The organism is Syntrophorhabdaceae bacterium, assembly GCA_035541755.1.
Classification (GTDB): Bacteria; Desulfobacterota; Syntrophorhabdia; order Syntrophorhabdales; family Syntrophorhabdaceae; genus PNOF01.
This window is the reverse complement of sequence record DATKMQ010000100.1, coordinates 1-23,369: the sequence shown is the minus strand read 5'-3', so window position 1 is coordinate 23,369 and position 23,369 is coordinate 1. Positions and strand designations below refer to the sequence as shown.

General features: G+C 50.6%; 21 protein-coding genes. 11 read left to right on the top strand and 10 right to left on the bottom strand.

What is annotated here, in order from left to right; all coding sequences use genetic code 11:
* Window positions 1–118: 118 nt before the first annotated feature.
* Together VMT62_10150 and VMT62_10145 are read right to left on the bottom strand one after the other, a co-directional pair.
* The gene (locus tag VMT62_10150) at window positions 119–424 is read right to left on the bottom strand and encodes an addiction module antidote protein (GenBank protein HVN96781.1); all 306 of its coding nucleotides are present in this window, start codon (window positions 422–424) and stop codon (window positions 119–121) included.
* A 618-nt stretch (window positions 425–1,042) separates the two neighbouring features.
* Entirely contained in the window at window positions 1,043–1,960 is a 918-nt protein-coding gene (locus tag VMT62_10145) for a hypothetical protein (protein ID HVN96780.1), read from the bottom strand.
* Window positions 1,961–2,320: 360 nt separating this feature from the next.
* Between VMT62_10145 and VMT62_10140 the strand changes: the two genes are divergently transcribed.
* The 4 genes from VMT62_10140 to VMT62_10125 all read left to right on the top strand — a co-directional run bounded on the left by VMT62_10140 (window position 2,321) and on the right by VMT62_10125 (window position 4,923).
* Window positions 2,321–2,770: a TonB family protein gene (locus VMT62_10140; protein ID HVN96779.1), complete on the top strand. Its 450-nt coding sequence runs from the start codon at window positions 2,321–2,323 to the stop codon at window positions 2,768–2,770.
* A 103-nt stretch (window positions 2,771–2,873) separates the two neighbouring features.
* A complete protein-coding gene (locus VMT62_10135; protein ID HVN96778.1) occupies window positions 2,874–3,176 on the top strand; it encodes a hypothetical protein in 303 nt (100 codons plus the stop codon).
* Between the two features lie 209 nt (window positions 3,177–3,385).
* Window positions 3,386–4,324: a ParA family protein gene (locus tag VMT62_10130; protein HVN96777.1), complete on the top strand. Its 939-nt coding sequence runs from the start codon at window positions 3,386–3,388 to the stop codon at window positions 4,322–4,324.
* 5 nt (window positions 4,325–4,329) lie between these two features.
* Window positions 4,330–4,923: a hypothetical protein gene (locus VMT62_10125; GenBank protein HVN96776.1), complete on the top strand. Its 594-nt coding sequence runs from the start codon at window positions 4,330–4,332 to the stop codon at window positions 4,921–4,923.
* Between the two features lie 463 nt (window positions 4,924–5,386).
* Here VMT62_10125 and VMT62_10120 read toward each other — a convergent pair whose 3' ends face one another.
* The 5 genes from VMT62_10120 to VMT62_10100 all read right to left on the bottom strand — a co-directional run bounded on the left by VMT62_10120 (window position 5,387) and on the right by VMT62_10100 (window position 10,880).
* A complete protein-coding gene (locus tag VMT62_10120; GenBank protein HVN96775.1) occupies window positions 5,387–6,055 on the bottom strand; it encodes a hypothetical protein in 669 nt (222 codons plus the stop codon).
* 67 nt (window positions 6,056–6,122) lie between these two features.
* Window positions 6,123–7,346: a tetratricopeptide repeat protein gene (locus VMT62_10115; protein HVN96774.1), complete on the bottom strand. Its 1,224-nt coding sequence runs from the start codon at window positions 7,344–7,346 to the stop codon at window positions 6,123–6,125.
* Between the two features lie 62 nt (window positions 7,347–7,408).
* On the bottom strand, window positions 7,409–9,721 hold the full coding sequence (gene rnhC, locus VMT62_10110) for a ribonuclease HIII (GenBank protein HVN96773.1): 2,313 nt from the start codon (window positions 9,719–9,721) through the stop codon (window positions 7,409–7,411).
* A 2-nt stretch (window positions 9,722–9,723) separates the two neighbouring features.
* Window positions 9,724–10,575, bottom strand: coding sequence for a type II TA system antitoxin MqsA family protein (locus VMT62_10105; protein HVN96772.1), 852 nt, complete (start codon window positions 10,573–10,575; stop codon window positions 9,724–9,726).
* Window positions 10,576–10,586: 11 nt separating this feature from the next.
* Window positions 10,587–10,880 (bottom strand): hypothetical protein, encoded by a 294-nt coding sequence (locus VMT62_10100; GenBank protein HVN96771.1) that lies wholly within the window; start codon window positions 10,878–10,880, stop codon window positions 10,587–10,589.
* A gap of 932 nt (window positions 10,881–11,812) precedes the next feature.
* On the opposite strand from VMT62_10100, the gene VMT62_10095 reads away from it, so the two are divergent.
* The 6 genes from VMT62_10095 to VMT62_10070 all read left to right on the top strand — a co-directional run bounded on the left by VMT62_10095 (window position 11,813) and on the right by VMT62_10070 (window position 18,056).
* Complete coding sequence (locus VMT62_10095) at window positions 11,813–12,949, top strand: ABC transporter substrate-binding protein (GenBank protein ID HVN96770.1); 1,137 nt, start codon at window positions 11,813–11,815, stop codon at window positions 12,947–12,949.
* A gap of 15 nt (window positions 12,950–12,964) precedes the next feature.
* Window positions 12,965–13,855, top strand: coding sequence for a branched-chain amino acid ABC transporter permease (locus VMT62_10090; GenBank protein HVN96769.1), 891 nt, complete (start codon window positions 12,965–12,967; stop codon window positions 13,853–13,855).
* Window positions 13,856–13,865: 10 nt separating this feature from the next.
* Complete coding sequence (locus tag VMT62_10085) at window positions 13,866–14,738, top strand: branched-chain amino acid ABC transporter permease (protein HVN96768.1); 873 nt, start codon at window positions 13,866–13,868, stop codon at window positions 14,736–14,738.
* Window positions 14,735–15,505 (top strand): ABC transporter ATP-binding protein, encoded by a 771-nt coding sequence (locus VMT62_10080; GenBank protein ID HVN96767.1) that lies wholly within the window; start codon window positions 14,735–14,737, stop codon window positions 15,503–15,505. Before VMT62_10085 ends, VMT62_10080 begins: the two co-directional genes overlap by 4 nt.
* Window positions 15,498–16,223 (top strand): ABC transporter ATP-binding protein, encoded by a 726-nt coding sequence (locus VMT62_10075; GenBank protein HVN96766.1) that lies wholly within the window; start codon window positions 15,498–15,500, stop codon window positions 16,221–16,223. The genes VMT62_10080 and VMT62_10075 overlap by 8 nt, the downstream gene beginning before the upstream one ends.
* A gap of 267 nt (window positions 16,224–16,490) precedes the next feature.
* Window positions 16,491–18,056: a DHA2 family efflux MFS transporter permease subunit gene (locus tag VMT62_10070; protein HVN96765.1), complete on the top strand. Its 1,566-nt coding sequence runs from the start codon at window positions 16,491–16,493 to the stop codon at window positions 18,054–18,056.
* Between the two features lie 55 nt (window positions 18,057–18,111).
* On the opposite strand, the gene VMT62_10065 is transcribed toward VMT62_10070, so the two are convergent.
* Window positions 18,112–19,299, bottom strand: a complete 1,188-nt coding sequence (locus VMT62_10065) for an aldo/keto reductase (protein ID HVN96764.1) — start codon at window positions 19,297–19,299, stop codon at window positions 18,112–18,114.
* 272 nt (window positions 19,300–19,571) lie between these two features.
* On the opposite strand from VMT62_10065, the gene VMT62_10060 reads away from it, so the two are divergent.
* Entirely contained in the window at window positions 19,572–20,810 is a 1,239-nt protein-coding gene (locus VMT62_10060; GenBank protein ID HVN96763.1) for an MFS transporter, read from the top strand.
* Window positions 20,811–20,957: 147 nt separating this feature from the next.
* On the opposite strand, the gene VMT62_10055 is transcribed toward VMT62_10060, so the two are convergent.
* Complete coding sequence (locus VMT62_10055; protein HVN96762.1) at window positions 20,958–21,236, bottom strand: aldehyde ferredoxin oxidoreductase C-terminal domain-containing protein; 279 nt, start codon at window positions 21,234–21,236, stop codon at window positions 20,958–20,960.
* A 229-nt stretch (window positions 21,237–21,465) separates the two neighbouring features.
* On the bottom strand, window positions 21,466–22,776 hold the full coding sequence (locus VMT62_10050; GenBank protein HVN96761.1) for a Fic family protein: 1,311 nt from the start codon (window positions 22,774–22,776) through the stop codon (window positions 21,466–21,468).
* Between the last annotated feature and the right edge of the window lie 593 nt (window positions 22,777–23,369).

Below are 23,369 nucleotides of genomic sequence, written 5' to 3'. Positions count from 1 at the left end.
AAAAATAGACAACTTTACCGGTTTAGTGAATTGACGTGCGGCTCAGGTTAGATTGGTGATGAATTCGGCTGCCCCTGGTATGTACATATGCGCTCGGTTGCTTCCACCAACGCACGGCTTACGCAGCCTGGGATTCGCCTGTTTCTATAGCCAATCGTAATCCCATGGCATTCAGAAGGCTGTAGAGGCTCTCGATTTCCGGATTACCCTTTTTCGATAGCATTCGGTACAGGCTCTCGCGGTTCAATTTCGCTTTTTCGGCAATAGAAGCCATTCCGCCATGCGCTTTTGCCACGTTTCTCAGAGCGAGAAGAAAGATGGCGCGGTCATTTTCTTCGATAGCGGCGTTAAGATACGCCGCCGCTTCACGAGGATCTTTGAGCGATTCGATAAGATCTTTCTGATACGAGGACTTTCTACTCATGATGACGTTCTCCTTCTTTTAAGGTCACGCAAAAAACTCTTTGCCTTCACAATGTCATTCCGTTGGGTCTTTTTGTCTCCGCCCAAGAGAAGAAGGATGATACGGTTTGCTTCATGTGCAAAATACGCACGATAACCAGGCCCATAGTTGATTCTTAATTCCTGAACACCGTCTCCGACAGAACGACTATCTCCGAGACTGCCAAGTCTCACGTGGTCCAGCCTGATACGTATTTTTGCCCGCGCATTGATGTCTTTCATTCCGTCCAGCCATTCTTTGAAAGGCCTCCTTCCATCCTCTGTAATATAGTACTCCAGTTCGTAAGGAAACGCCTGCACACACCAATTGTAGTGTATAAGCTACAATATGTCAAGAGCTTTCTGTAACGTGCAGAGGCCAACTCGCTTGGGGCGTGCGCAAAAGACGCATGCCGCTCGACAGGCAGACGGTGTTGGATGCGCTTAAGGCGAGTTAAGTGATGCCTGGAAGCTGTTGTGGGTAGAGGGACTGTCTATCATTGTTCCCTTGTCCGCGCATGATCCTCAATCCGCGGCAGCTTCCGTATGCAAATAGCGAACCGGTTTCCACAAGATAAAGATCCGTCCGGCCTTCAGGTCTCTATGGCTGCTGTGGCTTGCAGGTTTTGCATACGTTGCCGTTGGCACACTCCTTGATCACCGGTCCATCCTGCCAAACCAGGTGGATGCCGTCTTTGTAACAGTACATTATTCTGCCGGACGAGCACTCGCGGTAAACTCCGCTCGAGTCCTTCCAAGAGTAATTTTCGGTGTAGCGTGTACAGTTCGCCAGGTTGGCGGTCTTGCATAAAGCGAAACCTTCGCAGCGGTATGTCCGAATGTCCTCGTACGTTCGACACCCATCATTCATGGATTTGCATGAGATTACACCGCAGCGCTCGTCATCGTCCGGTGTCTTGGTGCATCGGCCGGTGCCGTCGCACACAGCGCAGATTTCACATGGCGTGCCGACGTCCGGCCACATGCACTGGCCAGAATAGCAGGCAGTATTGCAGGCGGGATGTCCACCCTGGACAATCGTGCACGCGCGCCGCGGATCCTGACCGTCGGGGACCGGTGTACAAATGCCTTCATGACCGGGCATACCGCAGGATTCGCATTTCCCCATGCAATGGCGATCGCAGCAGTAGCCGTCCCAGCATTCCCACGTTGGGCAATCGCTGTTGCTCTTGCATGTTTTGGCTGTGATAGGAGGTTGTCCGGCACCGGGTAACAGGCCTGTCCTGGGCGCCACATGAGCAGGGCTTATCTGTTGAATAGCTCCGCCCGTTACCGGTTGTTGCTTAAGGATCGGGGCGCCCTGCTTCGCCGGAGTCTGCACGGCTTGGGGTTGTTGACTGGCTTTGGGTGTCTGCGCCGAGGGGGCCGGTTGAACGATTGTGCCTGTCGCAGGGCTTTTCCTGATGATCGATGTATCCTGTCCTGCGCACGGGAATGCGATACTCATCGCTAGGATCAGGGCGACCCAGGTGTTTCTCATGCTTACAGAGTGGGGCATTTGCACCTCCTTTGTACGTCGTTTCTATTAACGTGCACACTCAGAAACACATCCAAGAGATAGTTATCGCGGCCATCCGCAAACAATCGCTTTTTACTACATTATTTTCAAATCCTGATCTAATTTCAAGAAGAAAATACAGACTTTGTGTATTTTGTACAGAGCAAGGGAACGCTTGAAGGGTGGGCGCGAGTCCATTATATCAATAGTCCGCATCGGCCACCGAAGGGAAATCTATCAATAGACCTTGCGGCAGGCAAGAGAATATTTGCTATAATTCCGCCAAAGTAGTTAAAATAGATTCGTTCAACATCGTTGTCATCCACAAAAGCGCGACCCCGATATCATAAAGGAGGAATTATGATTTCTGTCCGTCTGCAGCAGGGTCGTATCTCACGTAACATTGCCCCGTACGCATTGCTTGTTTTGGCGCTGCTTGCTTCGTGTGCAAGCACGGATACCCGATCTACTCATCAGGCCGTTTGGGATGTCACCGGCGCCGGCGGACCGTCCGCATTGTCGGATGAGCAGAAAGAGTACCTTATAGGTGTAAAAGACGCTCTCTATGCATCATGGCACTGCCCGGAGGAGTTTCGCTCCGACAGCAGTCTATCCATGCTTGTAGTACTTAAGGCCAGCAAAGACGGCAAGGTCCTTGATGTTACGGTAGACAAACGCTCCGGCAACAATAAGTTCGATGAGTCGGTTCTTACGGCAATCCAGACGGCCAGGGGCCTCCCGTCTATTCCTGCATCGCTTAACGCAGACGCCGCCAAAATCGCCTTCGCATTTAAGGCTAAAACCCCATGACAATGCCCTGTCAAAAAGTATTTGAAATAATTTTATAAAAGTTGGAGAATTTGATGGTATTGGCGGGTACAAACCGGCGCAAGGTACATGTAGGGAGGGGAAGATGTTCTGCCCTAAATGTCGTACCGAATATGTAGAAGGTGTCGGCGTCTGCGCTGACTGCGGGGTCGCTTTGGTCCCGGAACAGAGTGGCGAACCCACTCCGGAGTATGTTGAGTTTGTAAAGATTCTCGGCACATTCAACACCGGAGACATTGCCTTTCTTAAGTCTATCTTTGATGAAGAAGACATTACCTATTACTTTTTGGGAGAACATTTCAACTACGTGTACCCATTGGTGCAGCCGTCATTGCTCATGGTCCGGAAAGACCAAGCGGATCGGGCTGACCACGGAATTAGGAAATGATGCCAAGCAGATTGTATGGCCATATTTATTGCCTTTCTTACAGACAGAGTTTATCGTTTTTTAAAAAGCCGAAACTCGTTTGGTAATTTTTTGGCTAAATATCGCTCGGATTCGTCGATGGAGGTGGCGCCAATGCTAATAGCATGTTGAATAAGAACAGGGCTAGAACGTAGTCGCTAAGCCTAATTATAATTAAGGGGGGTTTTGTTATGCAGAGAGCCAAAGTTATCTCATTCATTAATTACAAGGGCGGTGTGGGTAAAACAACAACCACATACCATATCGGATGTTCGCTTGCACAGCACCATGGCAAGAGAGTACTTCTTATCGACATTGATCCGCAAACGAATCTTACCTTTCTCTGTGCAACAATCGAGGACTGGGAAGACGTTAAGAAGAAGAAGGGCACGATTGCGACCATGTATCAAAATTACTTGAATAGGAAAGCTATCGATACAAAACGATATATTTGGAGATCGCCCGTTGGATCTGGTTCGTTAAAAATCAATACTCTCGATCTTATTCCTTGCGACATAGATCTCCTTGGAGAAGACCTTAGTGGAGGCCAAGTTTCTGGGAGTTTTCCAAGCCTTGAAGCACTTAGACAATCATCCAAAGAGTATCTTAGAGAAAGACTTTTTCTAAATAGTGCTATCCAAGAAGTCGAAGATAAGTATGATTATGTTCTGATCGATTGTCCGCCCAATCTTTACTTGATGACACAGAACGCCCTAGCAGCAAGCGCTTGGTATGTGATTTCTGCTATACCAGATCATCTTTCAACGATTGGATTGAGAATCCTACAGAGTAAAGTCAAGCGAATAGGTGAGTTACTAGGCTCAGCCCAGACGTTTGCAGGCTCCACGAAAGATCCACTCAAGATAGCACAGCTTGGAGGCGTCATTTTCGTTAAGGTTAGAATCGGCGGCAGCTTGCTTACCGCCACTCATTTTAGTAAAATGGAAGAAGTTAGGAACCTTCTAAATGGGAGCTATGTTTTTCCAGTGTATACGACTGAACTAATAGGGTACAGCGAGGCAGCAGAAAACAATTTGCCAGTTTGGCTACATGGTAGTCAGAATGCAAGGCGGGCCGGCAATAAACGAGAGTATCAGAAAATAACACAGGAGTTCTTAGGGAGGTTTTAGAGCAAATGCAAAAAAAGAAGGAACCTAGCAATCGTGGCATTAAAGTGTTTTTGTCAGATATAGACAAGTTGCTTCGTTCTCTGCCTACCGAAAAAGAGAAAAGTGAGATTACAGAACATCTGTCTGTTGTGCTTACGTTCCTCAACGATCTAAAGGAGGTCGTTGAGCGTTTACCAGCGCAGGAAGATGTTCTTGCGACAAAGGAATCTATTGAGAGATTAAGAGATCGCCTAGAGAACACGCAAGAAAGACCTATGCTCTCGAGGGTTCTTGGCTTTCGAGCCCGGCCATCGAGGAAGCCTCTTGACGTTGGTTCTCGCGAGGAAGAGCTTGACGCGGCAAGATCAATTCTCAATAAACTCCAGGAGCTTCCGGTCGATGAGATAAGATCAGGACTACAAACCAACCGTTATTCGACCAAGCAATTGAGAGCGGTAGCCCTCATACAGGGCATTAGTTCCGTCGGCAGGTTGAGTAGAGATTCACTCGTCCATCAAATAATCACTAAAATTGCCAACTTCAGAGGTTACCAACGATTGGGAGAAAGCCACAATCACGCTAGCGATGGGGATTCTAGTTCCCCGGACGGTCAAGAGTAACCTACCTACATGAAAAGTTTATCGGTATCATCTGATCTTTGTTTCTGGCATCGTGAGTCTTTCGACGAATCGCGGAGAAATGCGCCACTGGCATGGGGCCCTTCAGAAAAATATTTGCAGCAAGTCCTATAAAGTTCAGAAGTGAAGCGCACAATACGCCACCCTATCAGTCAAATGATTCCGTATTCCATCCCGAGCAATCACTCTACCTTGATTGTGATCCAGTTGCACCGATTTTACAAGTCGAATTTTATTGCGGTACCCTTGCCCCGCTCATCAGGCTGGGATATCACCGGCCTGGCGGACCGCCCGCATTGTCGAGTGAGCAGAAACAGTACCTTATAGGTGTAAAAGACGCACTCGATGCATCATGGTGCCCGGAGAAGGTTCGTTCCGACAGCAGACTATCCATGCTGTTAAAATGGATTAATTTACCCGCTATGTTTGGTCTTAGCGTGTCTTCCTACTTTTTCGGTTGAACGCAAGCCGGAGACAGATTTGGAATGACGTACCATATTTCCTTGGTTCCAATACACTTCTGGACTCGAAACTCGTCAAATATCGATGCCAGAGCATCAACTGCGATATGAAGTTCGTCTAAATTTGGTTCAGTAGGGACATCAATTATAACCTCGAAGACGCGCTGAATGTCTTTGTCTTCAATGGTTGGGATGTCCGACTTACCAAGAAACTTAGCGTATTCTGCAAAAGCAAGCCCAACGATCAACTTGTCCTCCGGGGTTCTAGCCTGCTGAATTATGTTCAGTTTATCATGGTAATCTTGTTCTATCCACTCACGGGCACTGTCGGGGCATAATGTCGCTATTCGGAAGTTGACGGTCCAGTCACGAACAACATTGAAATAGTAATTGACGCGCACTTCGAATCCCCATGGGCAGTTATCAATAGGTGGAATCCCGTCTGAATACTGAGCTGGCAAGCGTTCGCGGTCCAGCGCATGCAGGTGTTCGTGCAGTATGTCGAGCAGACATGTGTTCTTGGGATAAGAAATTCTATGCGTATAACTCAGGGACCAACTGGGTGCCTGGTTTTCTAGATCGCTTATTTTGCACTCCACAGGCCATTGCAACTGTGACTTAATATCTGCGATAGCCTTATTCACGCTGTCCATAGTTTATTCTCACAAAAAGGTGCCGACGCACTCCATCGATAAGGCCCCCTTAGCCTGTTTATCGCCCTTACAGCTGCTTACCTGGTCGGACTTTCCGGGCTACCGGCCCCTTTTCACCGTGTTCCCTTACAAACTTTACTCGCAGCCCAATCCGAGGTTCCATGCGGTCTTTTACTTCACTAACGTGAAAGAAGAGCTTTCCGTTGTCCTTGTCGTCCCTTATAAAGCCGTATCCTCTTTTCGGATTGTACTCTACAACACTCCCGCAACTAGAGATCGGAACAGCGGGATCAAATTCGCTGAGATTTATATGAGTCGTATTAGGCACCTGTCGTAGCTCTTCAATTTTCATGACAAGCTTTGTGAAATCGTCGCCTGTCTCCTGTCGGTACATTTCATTACTCCGTCCCAAAAACCCAATTGCCTGAATTGTTGCGCCGAGATCAGCTAAGGCAAGGCCGACATCACGGTAGTGATACCATTTGGCCTGAGACTTCGCAGCCCTGTAAAAGTACAGCAAGGCATCCTGGCTGTTGCCCTTTTTTGCGAAACATTTACCCATTCCATTGAGAATGTACCCCGTTCTTTTCTGGAGTGGAATAGTCTCGTATGTCTTCAAGGCTTGATCAGTATTCCCCAGCATCAACCATGCCTTCGCCATCTTGTGAGGGACATACTCCTTGGTAAGGCCACGCGCTTGAGCCCGACGGTAGTACTCAATCGCTTCTTCCGGCCTTCCGCTATCAAGCAGGTAACTTCCGTATACATATAAAGAGTTCAGATCGTCTGTGCGAAGCGTGATGTATTCTTGCATGAGAGCGTCCGCGCCCGCTCTATCAATTGTGACAAGCGCTTGAGCTGCGAATAGACATAATTCTGCATAGCAGTCCGAATACTTTCTCTGCAAATCAGGAATCAGTTCTTTGTACAGCTGTATCCCTTTCCGACAGAGTTTAATAGATTCTTCCCTATCTCCGGATTCTTTCAGGAGCCTTACAAGTTCCGGAAAAGGCTTCATCCATTTGGGATATAAATAGAGAGCCTTTCGATAGTTCTTGATTGCTTCATCTACCTGCATCAAGGATCCGTATTGGTATCCAAGATAATAGAACCATTTTGCCTTGCTCGGATCTTTGGCCGATAGTTGCTGATAAATGGAGATAGCCTTTCGGTACTCCTTCGCCTTGGAGTAACAGAAAGCGAGGATTTCCAATCCATGGACGGACAGCGAATTTTGCTGATGAGCAGAGCGCAGGAGTGACAACGCATCTCTCACTTTCTTTTCGTCCATAAGTTTCCGGGCTCTCTGTAGGACTACAGTTTCGTCCGATTGTGAAGCTAACCGTTCGTCCGTCATTGTTTTCTTTCGATGACTCTTTGAGTGGTTCTGTGATGCAGTTTTGCAACGTTTCGTAGTTCCTGAGGCCCTGTCTTCCCGACGATAGACCGAGCGACAGACACAACCAAATCTGATGCCCCTTTGGGCAACAACAATCCATACTTCAGGTTAAACTTCTCCATGCGTGATAAGAAGCGATCCCTAGCCAAGATAGAGGCGGCTGCTACTGCCACGTATCTCTCACCCTTTGGGGTTTGAATCAACTCCAGCTTCTTACCCTTTGCCATTAGCTTAGACAGGATATATTTCTCGTCGCCGAATTGATCGGCGATCGCACAATCACACGGTAGTTTCTCAGCCAAACTCTCTATCGCCCGAGCATGGCCCCACGCGAGGAGGTGGTTTAAATTCTTTCGCTCTTTGGCGAACTGGTCATATAGATCATTATATCGCTCGGGCACCAACTCTATCTCTTCGAACTTACCCTGGCAAATCTCACGGATTTTAGCTGCCAGTTCTTTGCACCGCTTGTCCGACAGAAGCTTGGAATCTCGTGCTCCGAGGGCCTCCAATTCCTCTGCTGTCTTTTCGTCGACCCAGACACCGGCGACAACAAGGGGCCCGAAGTAGTCGCCTTTTCCTGATTCGTCCGTGCCGATATGTGGATACAAAATATCACGGACGACCAACCCGGTAGCTTTGACGCTGGCCTTGGCTTCTACGACTGCCGAATCGTCTAAGTACTCGTCGATCAGCAACGTGGCGTTTGGGTGTTTCATAGTGTAAGGGGGTATGATGACGTCAAGAACCCGCTTGTAGAGATCGCCTGCCCGGCCCTGTAACTGCAAGGTTCCTTTGGCATACTGTTTCGCGACAAGTCTTTCTCCCGCGCTCTGAAAGCGAAAGCTGTAGTCGCAGTACTGTTCTATCATGCTGTCGGGTCTCATTTGCTCCAGCCGTTCTCTTATCTGCCTTCTTAAATCAACGTCCTTTATCAGAAACGTCTTGTTGACATCCCGGGTGGCAATTTTCGGTTGGTCGAGGCCTTGAAGTCCGTCTAACAGATCGTGGAAGAATTCTCCGTCGTTGGTCTTCGGCGTATGTGTTCCGCTATAGTAAAGATTGATCTTGATCTCGGGTGGATGGGCCGGCGAGACGGTGAACTGTAAAGCGTCTTGGATTTGCTCACCTTCAGAAAGGTCCCAGCCTCTATTTTGACAATATGCTCGCAAGAAGTTCAGTTTCCTAACTTGTAATGATTCACCAGATACCGGTGCAGGGTTAAGCTGTAGCTTTAGGAGAACGTCGATAATGTCAGTGACATAGAGTATTTGAAGTCGCTCGTGGAATTCGGGTCCAACATCAGACCGATTCTCCGCCGGTAGAAAAACCCGACGGCAGCCGGATTTGACGGCCGCCGAGAGTTTGGCATTTATTCCTGAAACGGGTAGAATCTTAAAAATAGAGCCATCAAGATTGATGTTCCCAGTAAAGGCAGTGAAGGGATCGAAGCATTCTTTGGAAGCCGCGGAGTAAATTCCAACTGCTGCAGCCAATGCAATAGAGTCTCCGCTGTATTCGGCCGAAGTGATTTCCAGCGAGCAATCCACATCTTGGCCGCAAGCAAGAAAACCTTTGCTCTCCATAGCGCGCCGTGCTCGGTCTATGGCAGCCGTAAAACGGTCTGCGACCGATACTAAGCAGATGGTCTTGCCCTCTCCTGGAGACAAGCGGATTGACAAAGGAATGAGAACGCCGACAACTTTATCGCTCGTAACCAGCATGGCGTTTACTTTCCCCGGGGTTTCCTGAGCCTTCATCGTCTCCGCTATGCGGTACAGATCATTTGTTACAGCACCCATTACCAAGGGCGTTTCCGTTGAAAGGTAGTCGACAAACGTTCTTACCTTTTCTGAGAGCGAGGAGGTGCTTACTCTGATATCCGCTATACGGGAAGGATCGATTGCGGTCGAAGGGTTCGGATGGGATATACCAAGAAGGCGTGAGAGACGGTCAACGATGTCGGTAGAAGTTGATTTACTATCAAGCAAAGAGAAGAAAATATCATTCGCCGTCTGCACGAATTCTCTTCTGTCTGCTAGAAATCTCAATTGTTCGCCATATACACTGACGCTGGGTGACTTTAGCTGAAACAATTCTCGCAACCCGTTAAGCAGTTCTTCATCCCAGAATTCCATAAAGGCATTGTCAGTGAAGACCAAATTACATATTTCGTCGAATGTCGGTTCTAGCCTCTCGCTCCCGTCTCTCATGATTTGGACTTCTCTCAGAAGTAACTTTAGCCTTCGAACCTTCCTAATATCCATCTTCAGCACTTCTTTGCCTGAACAGCCAAGGGTTCCATAATTATGGCCCGAATGTCGCGCTCCCTGTATCGCGTCTCCAAGATAAGGGGAATCGCATTGTCTTCGATTGCAACGTTCTTTCTATCTATCTGATTTTGGTCATTGGTCGCTATTGTGACGTTGATAGCTTTCAAGCAGAGCGCATCATGCAGTATTTGCAACCATAAGTTGGCGGTCGAAAAGTCGTAGCGAAGAAAGCCGCGAAACGTTTTGTCATTTGATTCCGCAACAACCACCGTGCCTTGTTCATCGGAGGCTGCAAGCGGCATGTCGGTGTTGGATTCCTCGAGAGACAGTCGAGGGACTCTTTTTATTTCAAGCCTAATTGGATCGCTTTGGGCGTTCACATTATTCCCGACCCGCACAGGAGTCCCAATGTTTGCAGCTTCTTCAACCAAGAATTCGAGCACATTAATTCTGCCATCCTTGGCCGAGTCCCTCACCAGCTTGATTAGGAGGTCAGCCATGCGAGATTGGGGTGTTTCTCGATCCTTCTTTTCCCAATTGTAGATCGACTGACGGGTACAACCAAGCAAAGAGGCAAAACTCTCCATTGAAAGAACCAAGTCCCTCCTAACTTCTGCTATTTCTTCCGCCGACAAATACAGTTTATTCGCCTCTAATTTTTTGTTGTAGAGTCTTTCCCAACGCTTGGTCTCACTTGCGTCGAAATGCCTCGCCCCACAACGGTCACAAATGCCGACTATTGCTTTCTCAACCACAAATGGACGCCCCTTGATCTTCGTTTTGTAATCCTCCAGACCCGTCTCCCTTACCACACCTTTTCCACATTCTTCGCACTTATAATTAAACATGTTTGACATCCTCATTTTGTTTTATGCCCGGTTATGAAGAAATAGAGTTTGCCTTCTTCGTCCTTTATAGCCTTCCCGCAAGTATAGAACGGGCACCCACAGGTATCTCTTCCAAGAATGACGTGCTTCTTCCCATCCACCGAGGTCTTCAATTCATCCCTTTCTGTTTTCGAGATACACCCCGTAAGTATGCATTGTTCCAGATCTTCCTCGCCGTACCAGCCATCTTCGATCGATTCTCTTATCTTTTGCGAATAGTTGTACCTGCCTTCTAATACTAAATCTCGTATTTCGTCTATCGTCATATGCAGCCCTGTCTCCGCCTTTCATATCGGTTAACAGTATTTCTTATAATATATGTAAACTATTTTACTTTGTCAAGTTTTATTTAATGTAAAAATATACCAAAATGCGTCGGGGACAGCTGTCCTCGGAAAGTCTTCAGGCAGCCGTCCACCAAAGTTGGGATCCTCAGTAGAATTGGGGAGCCTGCGTGGGGCGGGGTTCATTAGGACCCCCGAGACAATACATTTGCACTCTTCGATTCTTGGCCGCTAGCGTTCGCGAGTGAAACGTAGGCGATAAGCGCATAATAATTGTGGATTCCAATCTTGATAGATCGAGAAAGTTGACAGGTTAGGCAACTTTCGAGAGTGGAATGGACTGAGATTTGGAGGTTAAGCGACAGATGTGGATGGATTACGCGGCACGCTGGCAACGCGGGCCATTATTACATCCTAAAAATAGGCTTGCCGGGTACCCACGCGCTGTCACATAGTTAAGGAGCAACCCACTTTCACGTGGGTGGTAAACGCTAAGGCGCGCGTGCCGATAGTAAGCCGCCGCAGATTAGCGTACGAACAAATCTCAGTCCAGACACACCCCCACAGCCTTTCGCCTTTCGCCTTTCGCCTTTCGCCTTTGGTCTTTCGCCTCTTCACGCATTTTGGACGCTTTTAGACTTCAGGGGCCAAATTAGGAAAATATTCCTATTCCTATCCTGCCGCAAAAAGTGATATAATTCACCAGCAACTTGCTCGAATCGCGTGTTTTACCGTTCGGACAAAGCAGTTTTAGCCGAATTATCCCGTCTTTTCCGCTCTACCGGGGCGAAAAGACCGTTTTCGCGCCCGGCATGACATGACACCGGCCTTAAAGGCGGGGCCTAAAGCCGCTTGTGCTCAATGCGGCGGTCAGGCCTCACCTGGAAGTCATACATAACATTCAAGGAGGTCATATGAAATTATCAGTTCGCACTCTGATCGGGGTGGCCGCAGGCGTGTTTCTTCTGGCGTCCATCGCAGCTCCGGCTTTCTCAGCCGGAATCAAGATCGGCTTTGTCTTCAGCATGACCGGCGGCGCGGCCGTATACGGCACCGCCCAGAAAGACGGCGCCAACCTAGCTATCGAGCAGATCAACGCCGCTGCCGGCGCCAACGGGCTGCAGATTGTCCCCATTTTCGAGGATGACGCCAGCGTGCCCCAGCAGGGTACCAACGTCTTCAACAAGTTGATCAACGGCGACAAGGTTTCGATCATCATCGGGCCGACCTTGAGCAACACGGCCAAGACGACCGACGTGATCGCCCAGAAGGCCGGGGTGCCGGTGCTCGCCATCAGCAACACCGTCTCCGGTATCACCGAGATCGGCGACTACATCTTCCGCGACTCCTTAACCGAAGACGTGGTTATTCCCCATACCGTCAAATACGCAAAAGAGAAGCTGGGGATCAAGAAGGTCGCCATGCTGTACGGAAACGATGACGTGATGACCAAGGCGACCTATGAGGTCTTCAAAAAGGAGTTGCACGCTGCCGGCATCCAGATCCTCTCCGAACAGATCTTCGCCAAGGGCGACCGTGATTTTTCGCCGCAGTTAACCCAGATCAAGGCCCAAAACCCTGACGCCATCATCGCCGCTGCCCTGGCGGAAGAGGCATCCGGTATCGCAAGCCAGGCTCGCCAGCTGGGGATACCTAAGACCGTACGCATCATAGGCGGTAACGGTCTTAACTCCCCCGGGCTCATCAAGAACGCGGGCGACGCTGCAGAAGGTACCATCGTGGGCGCTGCCTGGAACATCTCTTCCACTGCACCGCTTAACGTCAAGTTTGTAAGCGACTTTACCAAGAAGTACGGCCATGCGCCGGATCAGTTTGCGACACAGGCCTACGCGGGCGTGCACATCGTCTATCAGGCAGCAAAAGCATCTAACGGCGGCGCAGACCGAAAGGCGCTGCGCGAAGCGCTCCTCAAGATCAAGAACATGGACACCGTGCTCGGCCGCTTCTCCTTTACTGAGGGTCGCGATGCAAACCACGCTGCCATAGTCCAGGAAGTCAAAGGCGGGAAGTTCGTGGTGACAAGCAACTAAGGACTTAGGAGAACGGTGGGCATACTTCTCCAACAGTTAATCAATGGTCTCTTCATAGGCAGCGTGTACGGGCTGTTCGCGGTGGGCTATACGCTCGTCTTCGGCGTGCTCGATATGTTGAACCTCGCACACGCTGCCATCTTCACCTTTGCGGGCCTCATTGCCCTGTGGCTCGTAGAAAATGCCGGATTATCCATCTGGCTCGCCTTTCCGCTCGCCACAGTCTTTGCGGGCGTGATGGGGCTTCTGCTCAATCAGGTGGCCTTCGCCCCCCTGCGTAAGCGGAGCGACAGCCAGTTCTCCGGATTGATATCGTCGATCGCCATGGCGATTATCTTCGAAGCGGGGGCGTTAGGGTTATTCGGCGCCCGCTCCGTGCGGTTTCCTGTGGGCACGGTTTCAGCCCATATATGGCATATCGGTTCCGTAACTATCACTCTCTTGCAGGTGGGGATTGCCTGCGTGGCTGCGATCTTGATGGTCGTCCTGACGATCTTCATCGGACACACCCGCGTGGGTAAAGCCGTGCGTGCAATCGGCGAGAACGAGCGCACTGCCACCCTGCTCGGCATTAACGTGAATGGCATTATTGCCCTTACATTCTTTGTCTCTTCGGCCTTAGGCGGCGCCGCAGGCATCCTCTTCGGCCTTTACTTCAACAACCTCACCCCTGATATGGGTCGTTCCATCGAGCTAAAGGGGCTCGCGGTGATCATTTTAGGCGGCATGGGAAGCATCCCCGGGGCGATCTTGGGAGGCCTTGCGTTCGGCTTGAGCGAAGTGCTCACCGTGGCGATCACGGGCACATCGAATTTGCGAGACGCCGTGGCCTTTACGGTGCTTTTTGTAATTCTTCTCATCCGGCCGTCCGGCCTTTTGGGACGCGGGAAAACAAGGGAGGCTTGAAAAAGCTACGATGGAGTACTTGCTTCAGTTCTATGCGATATACGGTAGCGTAATAAACTTCATCGGTATTAACGCCCTGCTCGCCTTGAGTATGAACGTGACTCTGTCCGCAGGCATGCTCTCGGTGGGTAACGCGGCTTTCGCTGCCATAGGGGGCTATACCGCCGGCATCTTAAGCCTTCACTTCAAACTCCCGTTCGTGGTATCTCTTGCCGGTGGCGCGGCAGCGGCCGGTATCGTGGGGCTTATCATCGGCCTGCCGGTGCTGAGACTCCGGGGGGTCTTTCTGGCCATGGCAACGCTTGCCTTTGGCGAAGTGGTGCGCCTCGCGGCGGTCAACCTCGACATTACCGGCGGCGCAGAAGGTCTAACCGGCATCCCTAACATCACGACCACGTGGATGATCTATCTCGTTCTCGCTTGTGCGGCTTATTTCGTGGCGGTGCTTCGACGTTCCCGCCTGGGATGGGGACTCATCGCCATGCGGGAAGACGAGACCGCGGCGAGCTCTTTAGGGATCCGCATCACCTACTACAAGGTCGTTGCCTTTGTGATCGGCGCCATGATGGCAGGGGTCGCGGGCGGTATGTACGCACATCTCAATTACCTGCTTACACCCCGTGATTACGGCTTCTTTGTGGCCGTGGACCTATTAACCTATAACATTGTGGGCGGCATAGGCGTCTGGTACGGGCCAATCCTCGGAGCGGCCATGCTTACTGCGCTACCCGAGGTCCTGCGCGGCATCGGCGTGACAGCCGGACCTATCCGGCTCGGGATTAACGGACTCATTCTGCTCCTTGTGATTCTCTTCCTTCCGAACGGCCTGGCTTCACTCTTTTCACGGAGGCGAACGTCCAATGCAAAGGTTGAGGCACGATGAACAGACTGCGCATAGAGAACATATCGCGAAACTTTGGCGGCGTGCGGGCACTGGACGATGTTTCCTTCGTGGTTGAGCCCGGGACCATCCACGGTTTGATCGGCCCGAACGGGGCGGGTAAAACCACACTCATCAATGTCTTAAGCGGCCTGCTTCCCCCGAGCGCAGGTCAGATGAGCTACAAGAATTACGACCTGCACCGCCTGGCCGTACATCAGATGGCGGCCATAGGCATTGCGAGAACCTTTCAGAACATCCGTCTGTTTCCGCATATGACCTGTTTGGAGAACGTAAACGCCGGCCAGCACCTCACATCCAGGCGAGCACTCTTACCCCGATTGCTCCAGATGCCCTCAGGACGCCGCGAGGATCGTAACCTTCACGAACGTGCCATGCAGACGCTTTCCCGCGTGGGACTCGCTGACAAGGCCTACTATCAATCACGTAACCTCTCCTATGGGGAGCGCCGCCGCCTGGAGATCGCAAGGGCACTCTCCCTCAATCCGAGTCTCCTGCTTCTCGATGAGCCGGTGGCCGGTATGCGCCAGGGTGAGGCGTCGGTGGTGGCAGACTTGCTACGGACCCTCTGTAAGGAAGGTATGACCATCCTTCTGATCGAGCACAATATGTCCTTTGTGATGAGCGTCTGTTCGTGCATCACGGTGCTTGATTTCGGCCGGGTGCTCACCACGGGCAGCCCTCAGGAAGTGCGAGAGTGCCGCGAGGTGATCGAAGCCTACCTGGGCGCGGGAGCACCACATGCTTGAGGTAACCGGGCTCACCGTATCATACGGCCACATTGAGGCGGTCCGCGACATCTCCTTTCGGGTCGCTGAAGGCAGCATTGTATCGCTCGTCGGTCCCAACGGTGCGGGTAAAACCACGACGCTCAACGCCATCAGCGGCGTGATCCCTGCAGCCCATGGAACCATACGATTCCAGGGAAAAGATATTACGCGCGCAAGCGCCCATAGACGGGTATCGGAGGGGATCGTCCAGGTGCCCGAGGGCCGGCTCGTACTCGCCACCATGACCGTTCGCGAAAACCTGGAACTGGGTGCCTACCGCCGCTCCGCGAGCGAGACCAGGGCGAGCATTGCCGCCATGGAGGCGCGCTTCCCGATCCTGGCGGAGCGCCGCAAGTCGCCAGCCGGCACGCTCTCCGGCGGGGAGCAGCAGATGCTCGCCATTGCACGCGGTCTCATGGCAAAGCCAAAGTTACTGCTTCTCGACGAGCCATCGTTGGGGCTCGCTCCCCTTCTCGTTCAAACCATCTTCGATATCGTTGGTGAGCTCCACTCCGAGGGTCTCACCATCCTGCTCGTGGAACAAAATGCCCACCAGGCCCTTATGGTTTCTTCAGACGGCTACGTCATGGAGAGCGGAAAGATCGTTCTTCGAGGCTCAGCAACGGAGCTGATGGCCAATCAGGCTGTGATAGACTCCTATCTGGGCCAGGTGCAGGTATCGACCTGCGCCGAATAATTCCCAAAAATCCCTTCCGCACCTTCTCTCGCAATCCTTAGTTGAGTGTCCGACCTTAGAGGTGGTACAATAAATGTTGGCAGGTCTATAAAAGAATGGATTCTCAAGACATGAACGTCGCGTGCGTGAGGGATGAAATAGAGGACTCATACCTTAATCAGATGGGCCCGCAGGGTCTATCCGGTCGATCCTTGAGTCGGGGCGTGATGAGTAAGACCGGCCCGAAACTGTCTTATAACTCAAGATTATTCGTTAAACGGTGACCTCATGGACGGAGCTTTCAGACCCCACAATAAATGGCTCATTACCGTGACGGTGATGACAGGTACCATCATGGCGTCGGTGGACACGAGCATAGTCAACGTGGCCCTGCCCAGTATGCGCGGAACACTCGGTGCCACAATTGAAGAGATCGCCTGGGTTTCTACGGGATATATATCCTCGTGTGTGATCATCATGCCTCTCATCGCGTTCATGAGTTCCCGATTCGGGCGCAAGCGGTTCTGCATCTTTTCCGTACTCCTTTTTACCTGTGCTTCCATGTTATGCGGACTTGCCTGGAATCTGCCGTCTATGATCACGTTCCGGATTATTCAGGGCTTGGGAGGCGGCACGCTCATACCCATTTCGCAGGCAATACTGCGGGAAACATTTCCTTCCGAAGAACAAGGGGTCGCTACAGGTATCTACGGGATCGGCACCATTTTGGGCCCGGCTTTAGGGCCGACTCTTGGGGGCTTTATCACCGACAATTACTCCTGGCCGTGGATATTCTATATTAACGTGCCTATCGGCATCATAAATATCCTCCTCGTGACGCAGTTTATCCAGGATCCACCGTATCTCGTCCGGGAGAAAGGCAAGTTTGATGTTACAGGCCTCTTCTTTCTGGCGGCAGGTCTCGGAACACTCCAGATCCTTTTAGAGAGAGGCAATGAGAAAGATTGGCTCGCTTCGAATTTCATCAAGTATCTTGCCGTGGCAGCTTCAGTGAGCCTCGTTGTCTTCATATGGCGGGAGCTGACCACAGACAAGCCGGCAGTAGATTTAAAGATACTCAAGGATACCAACTTTGCCTCTGCAACGGCTGTGAACGGTGTTCTCGGCATGGGCCTTCTTGCAGGCCTCTTTGCCATGCCGCTCTTCCTCCAGCAGCTTCTCGGCTTTCCGGCCACTGACTCCGGGCTGGCACTACTGCCGAGAGGCCTTGCCATGGCTATTGTCATGCCCGTTGCAGGCAGGATGTACAACAGGCTGGGGCCGAAAGTGCTCGTAGGCGCAGGGCTATTCGTGAGTGGCTTTTCCTTCTACCAATTTTCACGCCTTTCACTCGCTACCGGCTACTGGGATATCTTTTGGCCGCAGTTCTACCTGGGGGCGGGCTTCGGTCTCGTTTTCGTTTCTCTCGCCACCGCGGGACTATCTACTATTGAAAAACCGCACATGACCGCTGCGGTAGGACTCTTCACCGTGGTCCGACAGTTATCGGGTAGCGTGGGTATTGCTCTTGCTGCAACGTTTCTGACCCGCGGAGAGGCATTGAATCGGGCCATACTCATACAGCACGTGACGCCATACAGAGATACAGCGTCTCAATCATTGGACGCGCTATCATCATTCCTGCTATCCAAGGGATTGGATCCCTACGCCGCGAGCACGGGGGCTGTCACGATCGTGGAAAGGACGGTCGAAAGGCAGGCGACCATGCTCGCGTTCAACCATGTCTATCTCCTGATCACGGCTGCGTTTGTCCTCTCTTTGCCGATGATTGTGTTGATTAATGACGTGCAGAGAAACAAGCGCAAAGAACTGCTCCAGGAGGGAGAGCTATAAGCCTTATATAAGTAACCGGCTGGACGAAGAAAACGAGGCCTTATCGGGCGCCTCGTCAACGGAGAGCCGTGGGTACCCTTTCGGGATGGTACAGGGACGCATGTGCACGCTCAAGTTCCTTCCTGATCTCGATATGCTGAGGGCATTTCTCTTCACATTTGCCACACTGCGTGCAGGAGGTTGCCTGTTGGTTGGGAGAGAGCATGAGCGAGTAGCGAATTGATGCCAGATTAGAGTCGTCGAAGATATACTGGTCATTATACATAGAAAAAATTCCGGGTATGGCAACGCCATTCTCGCAGGGCATGCAATAGGCGCAGCCGGTACAATTCACGCGGACCGCTTCCCTATAAACATTCTTGACCTTGTTAATCAAGGCAAGTTCATCGTCGGAGAGCGAGTTCGCTCTGCCATCGTCCGCAATTCTGATATTTTCCACGAGCTGGTCCATGTTGCTCATGCCGCTCAATACCACGGATACCTCGGGGTGGTTCCAGACCCAGCGTAGCGCCCACGCTGCGGCACTCCTCTTTACGGTTGCCGTATCCCAGAGGGTCTTCACTTTCGCAGGAATCGGTTCTGCGAGCTGCCCACCTCTCACCGGTTCCATGATTACCACTCCGATGCCCCTGGATGCGGCGTAGAAAAGGCCCGTCTTGCCGGCCTGATGATTTTCGTCATAATAGTTATACTGAATCTGACATACAGCCCAGTCGTAATAATCCACGACCTCCTTAAATAACATTACGTCGTCGTGAAAGGAAAAGCCGACCTTGCGGGCCCGCCCGTCCTTCTGTATGCGGTCGAGAAAGGAGGTTATATTCAGTGTTTTCAGCTTATCCCACGCCGGCCGGTTGACTCCGTGTACCAGGTAGATATCGAGATAGGGCGTATCCAGTTTCTTAAGTTGTTCGTCGAGAAGCCGGTCGTAATCAGCTTCGGTCTCAACAAACCGAGGGAGCAGCTTCGTCACGAGATAGACCCTGTCACGGTAAGGTTTAATATACTTCCCCAGAACGGGTTCGCTCTTACCCGTGTGGTATGGATAAGCTGTATCGAAATAGTTGATGCCGTGGCGCACGGCGTAGTCGATCATACTTTTCGTCTTTTCTTCATCGATGACGCTCCTGGGATCGAAGCCATCCATTGGAGTCTTGTTCCCGCCAACGACCGGCAGGCGCATGGCGCCGAACCCAAGAATAGAAACCTCAAAGCCTGTCTTCCCGAGTTGCCTGTAGAGCATGTAATCCTCCTTTTATCCTGTGCTGTGCTTCTTTGCGGATTAAATTCATCCGGTCGTACGTAAATTATAATCCAAAATTACGATAATAGCTCGTAACCGGACTGGCCTCCATATCGTTTCCCGTTCCATTATTGATTTCTTGTACAAATTGTAGCGTATCCTATGTCCTCAAGAAAGAAAAGGCAACTGTGCTTTTCTTCCGAAAGACTGTATGATATACTCCGGCTGGAACAAGTCCGGCTACGGAGGATACACAACACATCAAAACGTCTTTGAGAAACACAACATACTGGCCGTGGTACATAGTCACCGCCTCCTTTGTTATGCTCTTTTTCAATTCGGGCGCGTCCTATGCCCTCGGGGTATTATTCAAACCCATCATCAGGGAATTCGGCTGGAGCAGAAGCGCTGTTTCTTTCGTATTTATGATGAACATGATCGTCTTCGCCATTGCGCTCACGGTCGTGGGCAGACTCTATGACCGCTTCGGGCCGAAATGGATCATCATAATCTCCGCGCTTCTTCTTGCCATGGGGTTCGTTCTCACATCTTTGGTGCATACATTCGGCCAGTTCTTCTTTTCCTATGGGCTTATGGCTGCGGCCGGTCCGGCGGGGCTCGGCGTTCCCCTGGTGTCTACAGTCGTAAGTAAATGGTTTGAGAAAAGGCGCGGACTGGCGCTCAGCATTTCCCTTGCAGGAAGCTCCATGGGGGCATTCATCCTCATCCCCGCATTGAGTCTCGGCGCGTCTTCATACGGGTGGAGGTCCGCTTTCCTTTGCCTTGGACTCACTATACTCGTGATAGACTGCCTCATCGCACTATTTGTGATGAAGGGCGATCCGCACCACCTCAAGATGGCGCCATTCGGCGCGGTGCCGAAGAAGCCCGAGGGGGCAGCCGGAACAGCTCCAGTTTCCGGGCAGCCAGCAAGTATGGGACTGAGAGCCGCAGCGCGCACCCGCTCCTTCTGGCTTTTTCTCGTGGTAATGTTCATCTGCGGCAGCGGCGACTTCTTCGCAACCACGCATTTTATCAATTTCGCTACGGATATCGGGATTCCCTCATTTACCGCCGGAAAGATGATGGGATTATTCGGCCTCATGAGCATGGTTGGCGTAATCCTTACCGGACCCGTTGCCGACAGGATCGGTTCAAAGGTCCCTATCATTGTGACATTCTTCTTGCGGTTTGCGCTCTACGTCTTTGTGCTCAAGTACAAGACGGCGCAGGCTCTGTATGTCTACGCCCTTCTCTTCGGATTCACACAGCTCGTTACCGCGCCGCTCGCACCCATGCTCATGGGGCGCCTCTACGGTTTCGGATTCATCGGTATCCTCGCCGGCGTGGTCAATACCGTTCATTTCCTGGGCGGTGGATTTTGGGCCTACGCAACCGGCCTCATCTTTGACCTCACCGGCAGTTACCAGTTAGCCTTTGTCCTGTCCGCGGCCATGGCCATGATCGCCGTTATCTGCGGACTATTTATCGCGGAGAAACGACATGGGTAAGTACAGGATGGAGTGCGCGACACCAACTACGATCGACGGGTTACAATTGACGATTGACATTTACCGCGCAAATCTAACATAAGTGTTTCAATATACAAGGATGATCGGGAGAGGCCTTAAACAAAGCATTCTCAAATCTCTGCCTGGTCAACTACGTTCCCGATCGGTGCCCTTAGCAGCAAGGATCGTTATTTCCGCCTTTGCTTCTTGATTCAGATAATCCCACAATCCGAGCCTTACCAGCGTCTCAACCCTGGGGATGCCATATTCGTTCCACCCCCGCTCCCGATAATAGACTTGTATCAGGCTCCGGAGCTTTTCCTTTCTGTCCTTAAGCAGAACGCTGCGTCTCTCCGAAAGGCCCATGGAGGAGACTTCCGATCGGGACTTCCCCAAAACTGCGCCGACCTCGCGGTCGTTATACATGCACTATTCCTCTTTAGGATGTTAGGCGTAGCACGTTTCAAAGGCCTCTATCTTTCCGGCCGAAGCGATTTTTGATGGATGACGAAGCGACAAGGGCGCGCGCCGGAAGCTAGTGTTCATTGGTTTACACTGCTTTAACCGGATACCCGCAACCGACCAACTATGATCGATTACAAAGATTCTCAATGCCGGTGGTAAATGTTGAGCATCGCGCGATTTCTCCCGTTGGCTACTTCTGCAACTTATTTTCTATATCGTCCGCAGCGGCAAAATAAAAAGCTTTGCCTTGTTTGTACTTCTTGAGCAGTCCGATCTCATAGAGCTCAAGCAGATCGGCCCTGGCGGTTTGATGGACTACATCGTAGCGTTGCATATGAGATTTTATCGAAAAGGTAAGTGATTTATCTTGAAGTGCTTTCTTGAGAATATCTTTCTGGCGATAATTCAAGGACGGATAGCTTGACCACTGCTGTGTCGCATAGCCGAGTTCCGATTGCTTACGCTCAATATACCGTTTCAATTCTTTGATGGCAACCGATATAGCTCTCAAATGGTACACAATGAAGTACGTCATATCCCCTGCATCGACTTCCGAATAAAGGAATGATCTATAGTATTGAGTCCGGCTCTTCAGTATAACTCTGGAAATAGACATGTATTCGAAAAGCCAGTATCTGCTCTTAAGCATATACCAGTAAAAAAGCGCCCTTGCCGTTCTTCCATTGCCGTCGTTGAAGGGGTGAACGTAGGCCAGCCAGAAATGAAGGATTATTGCTTTCACGACAGGATGGATGAACTCCTCTTCTTTTTCATTTGAAAACTTGCACAAACCGCCAATGAATTCTTCGATCCTATCAGGGGCCGGAGGATCATGCAGAATATTTCCTTCATAATCGTAAACACGGATCGGCTCATCCTCAAGGATTCGGAACCTACCTGAATGTTTCGGATCGTCAAGAGTATCATGTGTCATCGATCCCTGGAGGCTATTGAGTAATTCGGCAGTGAGCGACTGATCAACGAGCGTTTTAATTCGTGAGATCGTAAGATAATTGTTATATATCATCTGTTCAGATCGATCTTTCGGCTTCCGGCCGGAATCGAACATTTCCCTGGCCACTTTTCTTGTGGTTACCGCACCTTCAATCTGGCTCGACGCAATGGCCTCTTCTACAATGGACTTCATCAAATATCGCTTCTTCTCGGAAGAGTATACAAATGGGCTTTCAGTGGAGATAAAGCCGCCTGCATCCCGATCTATCTCATGAAGGTATTCCAGAGCACAATCCGGTAGCCAATATTTAAAGAGATTTCCTGCCTTGTCTTCCAGGGGGATCATTTTCATATTCAAGGCTCTGAACGTTCTGAGCAGCTTCCAAGCGCCCTCCGCATGCGCCTTGTCCGGCACTATGTGCTTGAATCGGTCCCAATAGAGGTACTCCCTGTTGGCTTTTTTGAAATATCCCGATAGCGCCGAAAAAAACGAGATTTCCTCAGCACTCAGTTTAGTCCAGTCAGGGGCTTTCTCCGGAATCTTCATGCTAATTTCCTGCTAATTATTTTAGCATTAGCATTTAAATCTGTCAACAAATAAATGCTAATTATCCAGCGATTAGTATTTTACCAAATTGACCATCAAACATTTTTCGGCATTAGTCTTTGGGCCACTAATGACAAGATTTTAGTAATATTTTCAATCATTCACCATATTGCTAATTATCTGCTAATCTTTCTAGTATTAGTATTTGCCTCTATGTGGATTCAGTTTTATTAAACTATTGCCACAGCGTAACTCCTTATTAAAGGATATCCCATTCTTCTTTCGCAAGGAAAACCCATTGAGAAGAACATGTCGTCGTTTTCTGGCCGAAACGATTCTTGATGCATGATGCGAAAGCGAGGCATCGCCCTCCGCGGTATATCAAAGATCATGCGGGACACTCATGCACTATCCCTCTCTAGGATGTTAGGCGTAGCGCGTGTCGAAGACCGGCATTTTCCTGGCCGAAGCGATTTTTGATGGATTGCACGAAACGCGAAAATTGAGGCGCGCAGGCCAATGTCCATTGGCACAGACTGATTCAACCGGGTACCCGCAACCGACCAACTATGATCTATTGCAAAGATTCTCCA